Here is a 15,101-nt window from a genome sequence, read left to right as displayed (position 1 = left end):
CATGGCGTAAGCCATTGATATTGTTGTCAGATGTTTGAAAAGGAGTGGAGCGTTGCTTCGGCATATGCTCTGCCGGATTGCTTTTACCGATGAAGAGAGGGGAACGATCCAGATGGCTTTTGAAAAAGAAACGTTGTTTTGGAACGAAAAATTCGGTAGTGACGATTATACCTTGACGCGGTTGCCTTACAGCAAAGCTCCAAACTCCCTGGTGCCCAATGTGAAAACCGTTGGCGGTTCGCTTTCGGAGGAAGCGGCGCAGCGGGTCCTTCAAATGAGCAAGGGTGCTCCGCTGGCTGCTTTTATGATTTTGCTCGCAGGTGTTCAGGCACTCTTGCATAAATATACAGGTTCTTCAGACATTCTGGTTGGCATGCCGGTTGTGCCGAAAAAGGGGGAGACGCGTCGATCCGTTAATCATACGGTCATTTTGAAAAACTCGCTTTCGGTGGGGGCAACTTTTAAGACGCTTCTGAGCGAACTGAGGACTTCCTTGCCGGAAGCCATTCAGCATCAACATATTCCGTTCTTGAAAATGACGGAGAAGCTGGATCTGCAATATGCAGAAGGGATACCCTTCGTCCATACGCTAGTATCCCTTAAGGAGTTGCATCTGGACGAAATTGGGCAAAACGTGGTCACGGACTGTTCCTTTGAATTCAGTTTAGCCGGCGGGACGATACAGCTAGCGCTGTCATATAACGAGCACTTATATGACTCCGAGTTCATGGATCGGGTCGTCGGCCATCTGAATCGCCTACTGTCCGTGGGGCTTCATGAGTTGGAGCTGGACATCGTACGAACGGACATGCTGTCGGAGGACGAAAAATTTCAATTAATACAAAGCTTCAACGATACCGAGAAGGACTATCCTCGTGATCGGACGATTCATCAGCTTGTGGAGGAGCAAGCGAAGCGTGTGCCCGAGGCGACGGCGGTTGTCTTTGAGGGGCAGCGGCTTTCATACGCAGAGTTGAACGAACGGGCGAACCAGCTGGCGCGTACGCTACGATCGGTCGGTGTGCTGCCCAATCAGTTGGTAGGCTTGATGGTTAGGAGATCGCTGGAGACGGTCATTGGCATTTTGGCGGTTCTGAAAGCTGGCGGTGCCTACGTGCCGATCGACCCGGAGTACCCGGAAGAACGTATTCGCTACATTCTGGAGAACTCGAACGCGCAGCTGCTGCTGACTCAAAGAGAGCTGTTACAGCAAGTCCCGTTCGAAGGGACCGTATTGGCGCTAGATGACAAGCAGGCCTATAGCGACGATGGCTCGAACCTGGAGGCGGCCAGTGGTCCACATGATCTTGCTTATGTCATTTATACGTCAGGTACAACGGGCAAACCCAAAGGGGTCATGCTGGAGCATCGTGGTTTGGTCAGCTTGAAGTTGATGTTCGCAGACAGGCTGGGCATTACGGAGCATGACCGGATCGTTCAATTTGCGAGCTTGTCCTTCGACGCATCCTGCTGGGAAGTGTTCAAAGCACTCTATTTTGGCGCGGCTTTGTACATCCCGACGGCCGAGACAATTCTCGACACACGTCTGTTCGAGAGTTATATGAACGAGCATGCGATTACGGCGGCGATTTTGCCTCCGACGTACAGCGCTCATTTGAACCCGGACCGTCTTCCCAGCTTAACAAAGCTTGTAACGGGAGGTTCGGCGGTATCGGCCGAATTCGTGCAGCAGTGGAAATCGAAGGTTCACTATTTCAATGCTTACGGCCCTACCGAAGCTTCGATTGTTACGACGCTTTGGGATGCGGATGAGCAGCAGCCGGAGCGCAGAGTCATTCCGATTGGGCGCCCGCTGTCTAATCATCAGATTTTTATTTTGGATGCCCACCTGCAACTTGTGCCTCCGGGAGTGGACGGCGAGCTGTGCGTTGCAGGCGTGGGGCTTGCGAGAGGTTACCTGAACCAGCCGGAGCTGACGGCAGAGAAATTTGTGGAACATCCGTTTGCGCCGGGAGAACGCCTTTACCGGACAGGAGATCTCGCCCGCTGGCTGCCGGACGGTAATATGGAGTATTTGGGCCGGATCGACCATCAGGTGAAAATCCGTGGATTCCGAATCGAGGTCGGTGAGATTGAAGAGCAGCTTCTGAAGATCGACTCGGTGCAGGAGACGATTGTGATTGCGCGGGAAGGCAAAAGTGGGCAAGAACTGTGCGCTTACCTGGTCGCTAGTCTCCCTCTTACGCTCGGCGAGCTGAGAAGCGCGCTGGCGCAAAAATTGCCGAATTACATGATTCCGGCACATTTTGTTCAGCTTCCGCAGATGCCGCTCACCCCGAACGACAAAATCGACCGCAAGGCTTTGCCTGCACCGGAAGGAAACGCACTGACCGGCGGCGAGTACGTAGCTCCACGCAATGAAGCCGAGCGGACACTTGCCGATGTGTGGCAGGCGGTATTGAACGCCGATCGCGTTGGGGTAACGGATCATTTCTTCGAGCTGGGCGGAGATTCGATCAAGTCCATTCAAGTATCTTCGCGGCTTCATCAAGCCGGGTACAAGCTGGAAATTCGGGATTTGTTCAAATATCCGACGATCTCACAGCTTAGCCTGCATGTGATACCGATCGGACGTACCATTGATCAAGGCGAAATTACGGGTGAAACGGCGCTGACGCCGATTCAGCATTGGTTTTTCGAGAGCTCCTTTGCGGACCCGCATCATTTCAACCAGTCGGTGATGCTGTACCGGAAGGAACGCTTCGACGAAGAGATGGTACGTCAGGTGTTGCAAAAGCTGGCCGAGCATCATGACGCCTTACGGATGGTGTTCCGCAAAACGGAACAAGGGTTTAGCGCACGGAACCGCGCGATTCAGGAAGACGAGATGTTCACGCTGGACGTGTTCGACTTCAAAGATGCGGAGAATCCCACGCAGACTGTGGAAGCGAAGGCAACGGACATTCAAGCGGGCATCGATCTGGAGAACGGGCCCCTCATGAAGGCGGGACTGTTCCAGTGCGCGGACGGTGATCATTTGCTGCTCGGGGTTCATCATGCTGTGGTAGATGGCGTGTCTTGGCGCATTTTAATGGAGGATTTCGCTCTAGGTTACGAGCAGACTGGCAAAAGCGAAGAAATTCGTTTCCCGGCGAAAACAGATGCGTACCGCACTTGGTCCGAGCAGTTGGCTGCTTACGCGCAAAGCCCGGAGATGGAGAAGGAACGGGCCTATTGGCAGGCCGTGGATCAAATGGAGGTTCCGGCCGTGCCGAAGGATACGGAGGCGGACGTTACGACGCAGCAGGACAGCGAATCGCTGTTTGTCCGTTTGGCTCCCGAAGAAACGGAGCTGCTACTGAAGCGGGTTCACCGTGCCTTCAACACCGAAATGAATGATATTTTGGTAACGGCGCTTGGCATAGCCTTACGCAAATGGACGGGGCACGAACGGGTGCGGATCAATCTCGAAGGACACGGACGTGAATCGATCGGAACGGATATCGACATCACGCGTACAGTTGGCTGGTTTACGACCAAGTTTCCGGTCGTCCTGGAGCCGGAAACCGACCGGGATTTGACCTATCAGATTAAACAGGTCAAGGAAAACTTGCGCCGCATTCCGAACAAGGGGCTTGGGTACGGCATATGCCGCTATCTTTCGAAATCGGAGGATGGCTTGGTTTGGGGCGCAGAGCCGGAAATTAATTTTAACTACCTCGGCCAGTTCGACGATGATGTCAACCAGGGCGAGATCGGCATATCTTCTTATTCGAGTGGCAGCCCGGCTAGCGACCGGCAGGCGCGCAGCTTTGTGCTGGATATCAACGGTATGGTGCTGGACGGTGCTTTATCGCTCGATCTCAGCTACAGCCGGAAGCAGTATCGCAAGGAAACGATGGAAGCCTTCGCTCAGCGGCTTGAGCAAAGTCTCCGAGAGCTCATTACCCACTGCGCAGGCAAAGAGAACACCGAATTGACGCCAAGCGACGTGCAATTTAAAGGCTTGACCATCCCAGAGTTGGAGCAAATCGCCCAGCGCTCGAGTCATCTCGGGGAAATCGAAAATATCTACTCGCTGACGCCGATGCAAAAGGGTATGTGGTTCCACAGCGCGCTTGACCGGCAAACGGCAGCTTACTTTGAGCAGACGCGGTTTACGATGCGGGGAGCGCTCGACGTCCAGCTTTTTGAGAGGAGCTGGATGGAGCTTGCAAAACGTCATCTGGTGCTGCGGGCGAATTTTGTGAATGGACCAGCGGGCGAGCCGCTGCAAATCATATACCGCGATAAGCCAGTCGGCTTTGAATATGAAGAACTGCTTCATTTGCAGGTACACGAGAAACAAGCTTACTTGGATGAAAAGGCCGAGGAGGACAAGCTTCGTGGCTTCGACATGGAACATGATGCGCTCGTTCGGTTTAAGATTCTACGCACCGAAGAGCAAAGTTATCACGTACTGTGGAGTTTCCAACATATTTTGATGGATGGCTGGTGCCTGGCTCAGCTGACGCAGGAGTTGTTTGAGATATACTCGGCCCTGACCTCTGGGAAGCAGCCAGCGGGAGGTAAAGGATCGGATTATGGCGATTATATCGAATGGTTGGAGAAACAGGACGATCAGGCAGCATCCGGCTATTGGACGGCGTTCCTGGCAGGCTACGAAGGGCAAACCGTACTTCCGGGGCAAAAGGAACCAGCGCCGAGCGGCAGATTTACGGCTGATCACGTCACCGTCGAACTGGGCAAGGACTTGAGCAAACGGATGGACCGGGTGGCGAAACAGCACCTGGTTACAGTCAATACGCTGCTGCAAGCCGTTTGGGGCGTGATGCTGCAAAAATATAACGGAACAAACGATGCCGTATTCGGCAGTGTCGTTGCCGGAAGACCGGCGGAAATCCCGGGCATTGAGTCTATGATCGGGCTGTTCATCAATACGGTGCCGGTCCGCGTCAATAGCGAAGTGGACACCGTGTTCGCCGACCTGATGGCGAAGCTCCAAGAGAGGGCGCTGGATTCCGGGCGTTATGATTACTATCCGCTGTATGAAATTCAAGCTCGCAGCGTGCAAAAGCAGAATCTGATCAACCATATCATCGCTTTCGAGAACTATCCGGTGGACGAGCAGATGGAGCAGGCGGGGGACCAGCAGCACGGCGGCCTGACAATTGCTGACGTTCAGATGGAGGAGCAGACGAACTATAACTTCAACGTGACTGTAATGCCGGGAGCCGAGATCGAAATTCGATTCGACTTTAACGCCGAAGTGTTCGATAAAGACAGCATTGAGCGGCTCAAGGGGCATCTCGTGCATCTGCTGGAGCAGGTAACGGATAACCCGGAAATTACTGTGGGCGAGCTGGAACTTGTGACGGAGGCAGAAAAGGCCGACCTTCTCGGACGTTTTAACGACACCACGACGGAATTTCCGCGCGGGAAGACGCTCATTCAATTGTTCGAAGAGCAGGCGGAGTACATCCCGGATGCAGCCGCCATCTCCATGAATGAGCAAGAGATGACTTACCGGGAGCTGAACGAACGTGTCAACCGCCTTGCCCGTACCTTGCGCAGCCACGGGATATCCCAAGGACGTCTGGTCGCCATTATGGCTGAGCGTTCCATCGAAATGGTTGTAGGTATACTGGCAGCACACAAAGCCGGAGCCGCTTACGTACCGATTGACCCGGAATATCCAGAGGAGCGTATCCGTTTCTTGATAGAGGATTCAGGAGCGCAGGTTATGCTGACACAAAGCCGCTTGCGCGAGCGCCTGGCGGGTGTGGACTCGTTGATTTTACTGGATGACGAGTCCTTCTATCACGAGGACGGAACAAACCTAAATCAAGGGATTGAAGCGACAGATCTGGCCTGCGTGATCTATACGTCAGGCACGACGGGCAAGCCAAAAGGCAACCTTGTTTCGCACCGCAACATTGGGCGCGTTGTGCAAAATACAAATTATATTCACATCACCAATCGCGATCATGTCCTCCAGCTTTCGAGCTATTCGTTCGACGGAGCGATTTTCGATATTTTTGGTGCTTTGACCAACGGGGCGCGGCTGGTGCTGGTTCCCCGCGAGACGTTGCTGGAAATTGGTCTACTGGCGGATCTCATCCAGCGCCAGCGCATATCGGTCATGTTTATTACGACGGCTTTCTTCAACGTGCTTGTAGATGTGAACGTCCATTGTTTTCGGGATGTCCGGGCGATTTTGTTTGGAGGAGAGCGTGTCTCGGTTGGTCATGTACGTAAAGCACTCACCCATCTTGGAGCGGGTAGGCTCAACCATGTGTACGGACCGACGGAAAGCACGATATTTACCACGTACCTTCCGGTCGACTTCGTTGATGAGTCGGCGCTTACCGTTCCTATCGGACGACCAATCAGCAATACGACGGTGTATATCGTCGACAGCCGGAATAAGCTGCTGCCGATCGGCGTGGTCGGGGAGCTATGTGTCGGCGGAGAAGGTTTGGTACGTGGCTACAATAACCGGCCGGAACTGACGGCGGAGAAATTTGTGCACAATCCTTTTACGTCAGGAGAGCGCATGTACCGGACGGGGGATTTGGCGAAATGGCTACCGGACGGCACGATTGAATATGTGGGACGAACGGACGACCAAGTGAAAATCCGTGGCTTCCGCATAGAGCTGGGCGAGATCGAAGCTCAGCTTCAGAAAGTGGAGGGAATTCGGAAAACGACAGTATTTGCGCGGGAAAACGTGTCCGGCGAAAAGCAGCTTTGCGCCTATTATGAAGCGGACTGTGAGCTTCCGGCGGCCGAGCTGAAGAGCGTGCTGTCTCAGGAACTGCCGGCCTATATGATCCCGACGTACCTGATCCAGTTGGAGCGTCTCCCGCTGACGACGAATGGCAAGGTTGACCGCCGCTCCCTCCCGGCACCTGAGGAGAGCTTGCAACCGGGCGAAGGACATACTCCGCCTCGGACTCCGCTCGAAGCCAGCTTGGCTGAAATATGGAAAAGCGTGCTTGGATTGGAGCGTATCGGGGTTCATGACAACTTCTTTGACTTGGGCGGCCATTCCCTGCGGGCAACGACACTGGTGAGCAAGGTGCATCAGGAGTTGAACGTCGAGTTGCCTCTGCGCGACGTATTCCGCTACTCAACGATCGAACAGATGGCTCTCGCCCTCTCCCGGATTGAAGAACATTCGTTCTCGTCGATTCCGCTGGTAGGCGCAAGAGCGTATTATCCACTTTCCTCAGCTCAGAAGCGGCTGTTTATCCTGAATCAGCTGGAAGGAGCCGAGCAGAGCTATAACATGCCGGGTGTGCTGCTGCTCGAAGGATCAATTGACCATAGCCTGCTGGAGAAAGCTTTCCGCGGACTGATCCAACGTCATGAAACGTTGAGAACCGGATTTGAGGTCGTGCAAGGCGAAGCGGTACAGCGTATTTACGAGAGCGTTGATTTTTCCGTCGTGTGGCGACATGCGAACGAGGAAGAAGCATCTGCAGTCGTGCAGGCTTTTATCCGACCTTTCGACTTGGCGAAGCCACCGCTGCTGCGTGCCGAGCTCGTAGAGCTGGCCGCCGATCGTTATTTACTGATGTTTGACATGCACCATATCATCTCCGACGGGGTTTCGATGGACGTGTTCGTTGAGGAACTCGTTCGTCTGTGTGGCGGTGAGTCATTAGAGCCTTTGCACATTCAGTACAAGGACTATGCAGTATGGCAGCAATCGGACGAGCAAAAAATTCAATTGAAACGCGAGGAAGCTTACTGGCTGGACCGTTACCGGGGCGAGATGCCGGTTCTGGAAATGCCAACGGACTATCCGCGTCCTGCTGTACAGAGCTATGAGGGACATACGCTGACGTCCTTCTTGGACGAGGCAACGAACGAAGGCTTGAAACAGCTGGCCGCTCAAAGAGGAACGACGCTATATATGGTGTTGCTTGCCGCATATACCGTGCTTTTGCATAAATACACAGGTCAGGACGATTTGATCGTCGGAACGTCGATTGCGGGCAGAACGCACGGCGACACGCAGCCTTTGATCGGAATGTTCGTCAACACGCTGGCGATCCGCAATTATCCGGCTTCGGAGAAGACCTTCCTGTCGTATTTGGAAGAAGTGAAAGAAACGACTTTAGGCGCTTACGAGCATCAGAATTATCCGTTCGAAGAACTCGTCGATAAAGTGCAGGTTAGCCGGGATTTGAGCCGCAACCCGCTGTTTGACACGATGTTCTCCCTGCAAAACCTGGAGGAGTCAGAGTTTGAGCTGGAAGGGCTGAAATTGTCCCCGTACCCTAGCGAATATGGTATGGCCAAGTTCGACCTGAGTGTGGATGTTACGGAAGAAAATGGCGGACTGGAGTGCAACTTTGAATTCGCAACGGCTCTTTATAAAGAAAGCACGATCCGGCGGCTGTCGATTCAATTTGGACATTTGCTTGCGGCGATTGTAAGCCATCCGAATGCGAAGATTGCCGAGTTGGACTTGCTGACGGAAGAGGAAAAAGAACAAATTCTCGGCGCGTTTAACCCGGCGCAGCCGGAAGCGGCTCCGGAGGCCGCGTTCCACCGCCTGTTCGAGGAACAGGCGGAACGTACACCGGAAGCGGAAGCGGTTGTCTACGAGAACGTTCGGCTGACGTATGCGGAGCTGAACGTACGGGCGAACGGCTTAGCGGCCACGCTGCGCGCAAGTGGAATCGGCCGGGAGGAGATTGTTGGCATTCTCGCCGAGCGCTCGGTGGACCTGCTGGTGGCCGTGCTGGCCGTTTGGAAAGCAGGCGGGGCATATGTACCGCTTGACCCGGATTATCCGGCGGACCGCGTGCGGTTTATGCTTGAAGACAGCGGAGCGAAGGTGCTGCTGACACAAACGTTGCTGAGAGAGCGTGCTGAAGCTTGGCTCAGCCAAGAGGAACTGGCACTTGCAAAGGTGTTGTACCTCGACGACGAAACGTCATACAGCGAAGACCGGGAGAATGCACCGCTTGGCTCCAGCATGGTTTCCGGTAAAGTCTCCGGCGAGCTGACGGGTGCTGTGAACAGCGATGATCCGAGTCATCTGAAGGTTGCTGGCTTGGACAGCTTCCATGAAGCTCGTCCGGAGGACCTAGCGTACGTGATCTACACGTCGGGGACAACAGGCAAGCCGAAGGGTGTAATGATTGAGCACCGCAGCTTGGTGAACACGGCAGCGGGCTACCGGCGGGAATACCGGTTGGATCAGTTCCCAGTCCGGCTACTGCAACTCGCCAGCTTCTCGTTTGACGTGTTCGTGGGTGATATCGCACGCACGTTGTATAACGGAGGCACCATGGTCATTGTACCGAAGGATGATCGGATTGATCCGTCTCGCCTGCACCACTGGATAGAGCGGGAGCAAGTGACGATCTTTGAATCAACACCGGCACTGATCGTACCGTTTATGGAATACGTGCACGAGCAAGGGCTGGAGTTGAGCGGGATGGAGCTGCTCATCACAAGCTCGGACAGCTGCAGTGTGGCGGATTACCGGACCTTGCAGGAGCGTTTTGGCTCATCGTTCCGCATTATTAACGCCTACGGCGTGACGGAAGCAGCGATCGACTCCAGTTTCTATGACGAGGAGTTGGCGAAGCTGCCGCAGACAGGTCATGTGCCAATCGGAAAAGCATGGCTGAATGCGAAGTTTTACATCGTGGATGCACATCTAAATCCTGTTCCAGTCGGTGTGCTGGGCGAATTGGTTATCGGCGGAGTTGGGGTAGCACGTGGGTACTTGAACCGTCCAGAGCTGACGGAAGAGAAGTTTGTAGACAGTCCTTTCACCGCTGGTGAGCGGTTGTATCGCACGGGAGACTTGGCGCGGTGGATGGAAGACGGCAACGTGGACTTCATCGGCCGGATCGACAACCAGGCAAAAATCCGGGGCTACCGGATCGAGACGGGGGAGATCGAGTCGCAGCTGTTGCGGGTGGAAGGTGTGCGCGAAGCGGTGGTGCTGGTCCGAAGTGACGCGAACGGGCAAAAGGCGCTATGCGCGTATTACACGCCGGATACCGGAGTTGAGCTGGTAGTGAACGATCTGCGCAGGGCGCTGGCACAGGAGTTGCCTGGGTACATGATCCCGTCGTACTTTGTGGAGCTGGATCGTCTACCTCTGACACCGAACGGAAAGATAGACCGGAAGGTGCTGCCAGCGCCGGAAGGGGAAGCGGGAAGCGGAACGGAGTACGTCGCACCGCGCAATGAGCTGGAAACGAAGCTGGCGGCGATTTGGCAGGAGGTGCTGGGGCTTGCGAAGGAGATTGGTGTTCACGACAACTTCTTCGACATCGGCGGCCACTCCCTGCGAGCGACAACGTTGGTCAGCAAGATTCATAAAGAGTTGAACGTGGATCTGCCACTGCGCGACGTGTTCCGCCATTCCACGATCGAGAGCATGGCTACCACCATTTCTCGGCTGGATCAGCAGATATTTGTTTCCATTCCGGTGACGGATGTCCGAGAGGTGTACCCGCAATCTTTTGCTCAAAAACGTCTCTTTATTCTAAATCAGCTGGAAGTTGCGGAGCTTAGCTACAACATGCCGGAAGCGATGCTGCTGGAGGGTGCTTTGGACCGGGCAAGGTTCGAAGAAACGTTCCGTAAGCTCGTGGCGCGGCATGAAATGTTGCGCACCGGGTTTGAAATGGTGGATGGAGAAGCATCACAGCGGGTTTACCAGGACGTGAATTTTGCGGTGGAGTTCTATCAAGCGGATGAGCAAGAGGTCGAAGCGGTGGTTCACGGTTTCGTCCGTCCGTTTGACTTGGCTAAGCCACCGCTGTTGAGGGTAGGCCTTGTTGAGCTGGCTCCGGAACGCCATATTCTGATGTACGACATGCATCATATTATTTCTGACGGCGTTTCAATGGAAATCTTTGTTGAAGAATTCGTGCGTTTGTATGGTGGAGAGCAATTGGAGCCGCTGCGCATTCAGTACAAAGACTACACCGTTTGGCAGCATTCGCAGGAGCAGCAGGAACGGCTTCAGCATCAGGGGGCGTATTGGCTGGACATGTTCCAGGGCGAGCTTCCGGTGCTGGAAATGCCGACCGACTATCCACGTCCGGCTGTACAGAGCTACGAAGGTCAAACGCTGGAGTTTTCCTTCGACGCTTCAAAAACCGGCGGCCTGAAACAGCTGGCTTCGGAAACGGCCACGACGCTGTTTATGGTGCTGCTTGCGGCGTATAACGTGCTTTTGCATAAATATTCAGGTCAGGAAGACGTAATCGTTGGTACGCCGATTGCCGGAAGGAATCATGGAGATGTGCAGCCGTTGATCGGGATTTTCCTAAACACGCTGGCGATTCGCAGTTATCCGTCTTCGGAGAAAACATTCCTGTCATATCTGAACGAAGTCAAAGAAACAACTCTGCGTGCCTTTGAGCATCAAAACTATCCGTTCGAACAATTGGTGGACAAGGTGCAAGTCACCCGTGACTTAAGCCGTAATCCGCTGTTCGACACGATGTTTACGATGCAGAATACGGAGAACGAGCAATTTGAGCTGGAAGGGCTTCGCCTGATTCCTTATCCGAGCGTACTTGATACTGCGAAGTTTGATATCAGCTTGGATGTGGGCGAGGAGAACGGCGGCTTGGATTACAGCTTTGAATATGCGACAGCTCTTTACAAAAGGGAGACGATTGAACGGCTGGCAAAACATTACGAGCAGTTGCTCCTGACAATTGTAAACCGTCCAGATGCGAAGATTGCCGAGCTGAACTTGCTGACAGCAGAGGAAAAAGAACAAGTTCTCAATGCGTTTAATCCAGCGCAGCTAGAAGCGGCTCCTGCGGCTACGTTCCACCGTCTGTTTGAGAAACAGGCAGAGTGTACGCCGGAAGCGGAGGCCGTTGTGTATGAAAATAACCGCCTAACGTATGTGGAGCTGAACGAGCGAGCGAACCGCTTAGCGGTCACGTTGCGTGCAAATGGCATCGGTCGGGAGTCAATCGTTGGCATTCTCGCCGAGCGTTCGGTGGACTTGCTGGTGGCCGTGATGGCCGTCTGGAAAGCAGGCGGCGCGTATGTACCCCTCGACCCGGATTATCCGGCGGACCGCGTGCGGTTTATGCTCGAAGACAGCGGAGCGAAGGTACTGCTGACACAAACGCCGCTGCGAGAACGTGCCGAGGCCTGGCTCTGCGAAGAGGAGCTGGCGCTGATGTCGGTGCTGTACCTCGACGACGAAGTGTCGTACAGCGAAGATCGGGCAAATGCTCCGATGTGCTTTGATCAAGGCTCCAACATGGCTTCCAGTCGGGTCTCTGGCAAACTAACGGGGGCTGTGAACGGTGCGGATCGGAACCATCTGGATGTTGTGGATGATGTTGATGTTGTTGGCATGGACAGCTTCCATGAAGCCCGCCCAGAGGATCTGGCGTACGTGATCTACACATCGGGAACGACGGGCAAGCCGAAAGGTGTGATGATCGAGCACCGCAGCCTAGTGAACACGGCGGCGGGTTACCGGCGGGAATACCGATTAGATCAGTTCCCGGTGCGGTTGCTGCAACTCGCCAGCTTCTCGTTTGACGTGTTCGTGGGCGACATTGCCCGGACGCTGTACAACGGAGGCACGATGGTGATTGTGCCGAAGGACGACCGGATCGATCCTTCTCGTCTGCACTACTGGATAGAGCGGGAGCGAGTGACGATCTTCGAATCAACACCGGCGCTGATCGTGCCGTTTATGGAATACGTGCATGAGCAGGGGCTAAAGTTAAGCGATATGGAGCTGTTGATCACAAGCTCGGACAGTTGCAGTGTGGCGGATTACCGAACCTTGCAGGAACGCTTTGGCTCGTTGTTCCGCATCATTAACGCTTACGGTGTGACGGAAGCGGCGATCGACTCCAGTTTCTATGACGAGGAGTTGGCGAAGCTGCCGCAGACAGGTCATGTGCCAATCGGCAAAGCGTGGCTGAATGCGAAGTTTTACATCGTGGATGCACATCTGAACCCGGTGCCAGTCGGCGTGCTGGGCGAATTGGTTATCGGCGGAGTCGGTGTGGCGCGTGGGTACTTGAACCGCCCAGAGCTGACGGAAGAGAAGTTTGTAGACAGTCCTTTCACCGCTGGTGAGCGGTTGTATCGCACGGGAGACTTGGCGCGGTGGATGGAAGACGGCAACGTGGACTTCATCGGCCGGATCGATAACCAGGCAAAAATCCGGGGCTACCGGATCGAGACGGGGGAGATCGAGTCGCAGTTGCTGCGGGTGAAAGGTGTGCGCGAAGCGGTGGTGCTGGTTCGAAGTGACGCGAACGGGCAGAAGGCGCTATGCGCATATTACACGCCGGATACCGGAGTTGAGCTGGTAGTGAACGATCTGCGCAGCGCGCTGGCACAGGAGTTACCTGGGTACATGATCCCGTCGTACTTCGTGGAGCTGGATCGTCTGCCTCTGACCCCGAACGGGAAAATAGACCGGAGGGCGCTGCCAGCGCCGGAAGGGGAAGCGGGAAGTGGAAGAGAGTATGTCGCACCGCGCAATGAGCTGGAAATGAAGCTAGCGGTGATTTGGCAGGAGGTGCTGGGGCTTGCGAAGCAGATTGGCGTTCACGACAACTTCTTCGACATCGGCGGTCACTCCCTGCGGGCGACGACGCTGGCAGGCAAAATATTTAAGGAATTAAACGTCAACCTGCCGCTGCGCGACGTATTCCGTCACTCAACGATTGCGGCGATGGCCGAGGCGATCACCCGGATGGAACGGCGGGAGCATGAGGCCATTCCTCAAGCGGAAGAGAGAGAGTACTACCCTCTGTCCTCCGCGCAGAAACGGCTGTTCATTCAGCACACGCTGGATGGAGCAGATCAGCTTTACAACATGCCGGAACTGGTGCAGGTGGAAGGTGAGTTTGATTTAGACCGGTTGGAAGCCGCCTTGCGAAAATTGATAACACGGCATGAATCGCTGCGCACCGGTTTTGAAATGATGAAGGGCGAAGTGGTTCAGCGGATATACCCACAGGTCGATTTTGCTATCGAGCATCATCAAGCGGATACAGAGGATTCAGATCAAATCGAGCAGATCGTCCGCAACTTCGTTCGTCCGTTTGATCTCGGCCAACCGCCGCTGCTGCGCGCCGGGGTCATCGAGTTGGAGCCGCACCTGCGTATTCTCCTTTTCGATATGCACCATATCGTGTCCGACGGCGTATCGATGGCGATTGTGATGGAGGAGTTCTCGAGTTTCTACGCCGGAGAACAGCTGCCACCCCTGCGCATTCATTACAAGGATTATGCCGTTTGGCAGCAGTCGAAGGCCCACCGAGAGCGAATCGGGCGGCAGGAAGCGTACTGGCTGCAAACCTTCGAAGGCGAGCTGCCCACGGCGGACCTGCCGATGGACTACGAACGGTCTGCCGTTCGTAGCTACGAAGGCGCGCATGTGGAGTTCGACGTCGAAGCTTCTCTCTCTGCGCGGTTGCGCGAATTGGCTGCCGAGTGTGAAAGCACACTGTTCATGGTGCTGCTTGCGGCTTATACTGTGTTGCTGTCCAAGTACAGCGGTCAGGAGGACTTGATCGTGGGTACCCCGGTGGCTGGAAGAACTAACGCCGATTTGGAGCCGGTCATCGGCATGTTTGTTAATACGCTGGCGCTCCGCAATCGTCCGTCTGGCGACAAAACGTTCTTGTCCTACCTGGAAGAAGTGAAGGAAACGGCTTTGGGTGCTTTTGAGAATCAGGATTATCCATTCGAGGATCTCGTGGAGCGTTTGAATGTGAAACGGGAGCCGGGCCGCTTCCCGCTGTTCGATGCCGTTTTCGACTTGCAAAATATCGAAGAACGAGACGCCGAACTGGAAGGGGTCAGCCTGAAGAATTACGAGCTTGACCCATTGGAAGAAGCGAAGTTTGATCTGACGCTGTTTATGTATGAAAACGAAGGGGCGTTGAGCGGGGGCTTCTTCTACGCCACCAAGCTGTTTAAAGAAACGATGATCCGCACCTTGACTGAGGATTACCTGCGGGTACTGTCTCAAATTGCGGAAAATCCACAACTCGAGCTAAGCCGAATTGAATGTCATAAACCGGCGGCAGGCGCAAAGAGTGCCGTCGATACGATCGAATTCGCGTTCTAATAAGACAAGCGCGCTCCGCCGTAAC

Annotated in this window: 1 protein-coding gene; it reads left to right on the top strand. The window is 54.6% G+C overall.

All coding sequences use genetic code 11. The annotated features are described in order from the left end of the window. Positions 1 to 112: 112 nt before the first annotated feature. Positions 113 to 15,076 carry an amino acid adenylation domain-containing protein gene (locus tag MHH25_RS26925; RefSeq protein WP_340018592.1) on the top strand — a complete coding sequence of 4,988 codons (14,964 nt, stop codon included), beginning with the start codon at positions 113 to 115 and terminating at the stop codon, positions 15,074 to 15,076. Positions 15,077 to 15,101: the final 25 nt, after the last annotated feature.

Origin of the sequence: Paenibacillus sp. FSL H3-0457 (genome assembly GCF_037981725.1) — a bacterium.
Classification (GTDB): Bacteria; Bacillota; Bacilli; order Paenibacillales; family Paenibacillaceae; genus Paenibacillus; species Paenibacillus amylolyticus.
Note: the sequence above shows the minus strand (reverse complement) of the source record. Positions and strands in the feature narration are given on the sequence as shown.

What these genes read in the sequence shown, in the direction of transcription:
- MHH25_RS26925 (WP_340018592.1), top strand. Translation starts at nt 113, where the DNA reads ATGGCTTTTGAAAAAGAAACGTTGTTTTGGAACGAAAAATTCGGTAGT.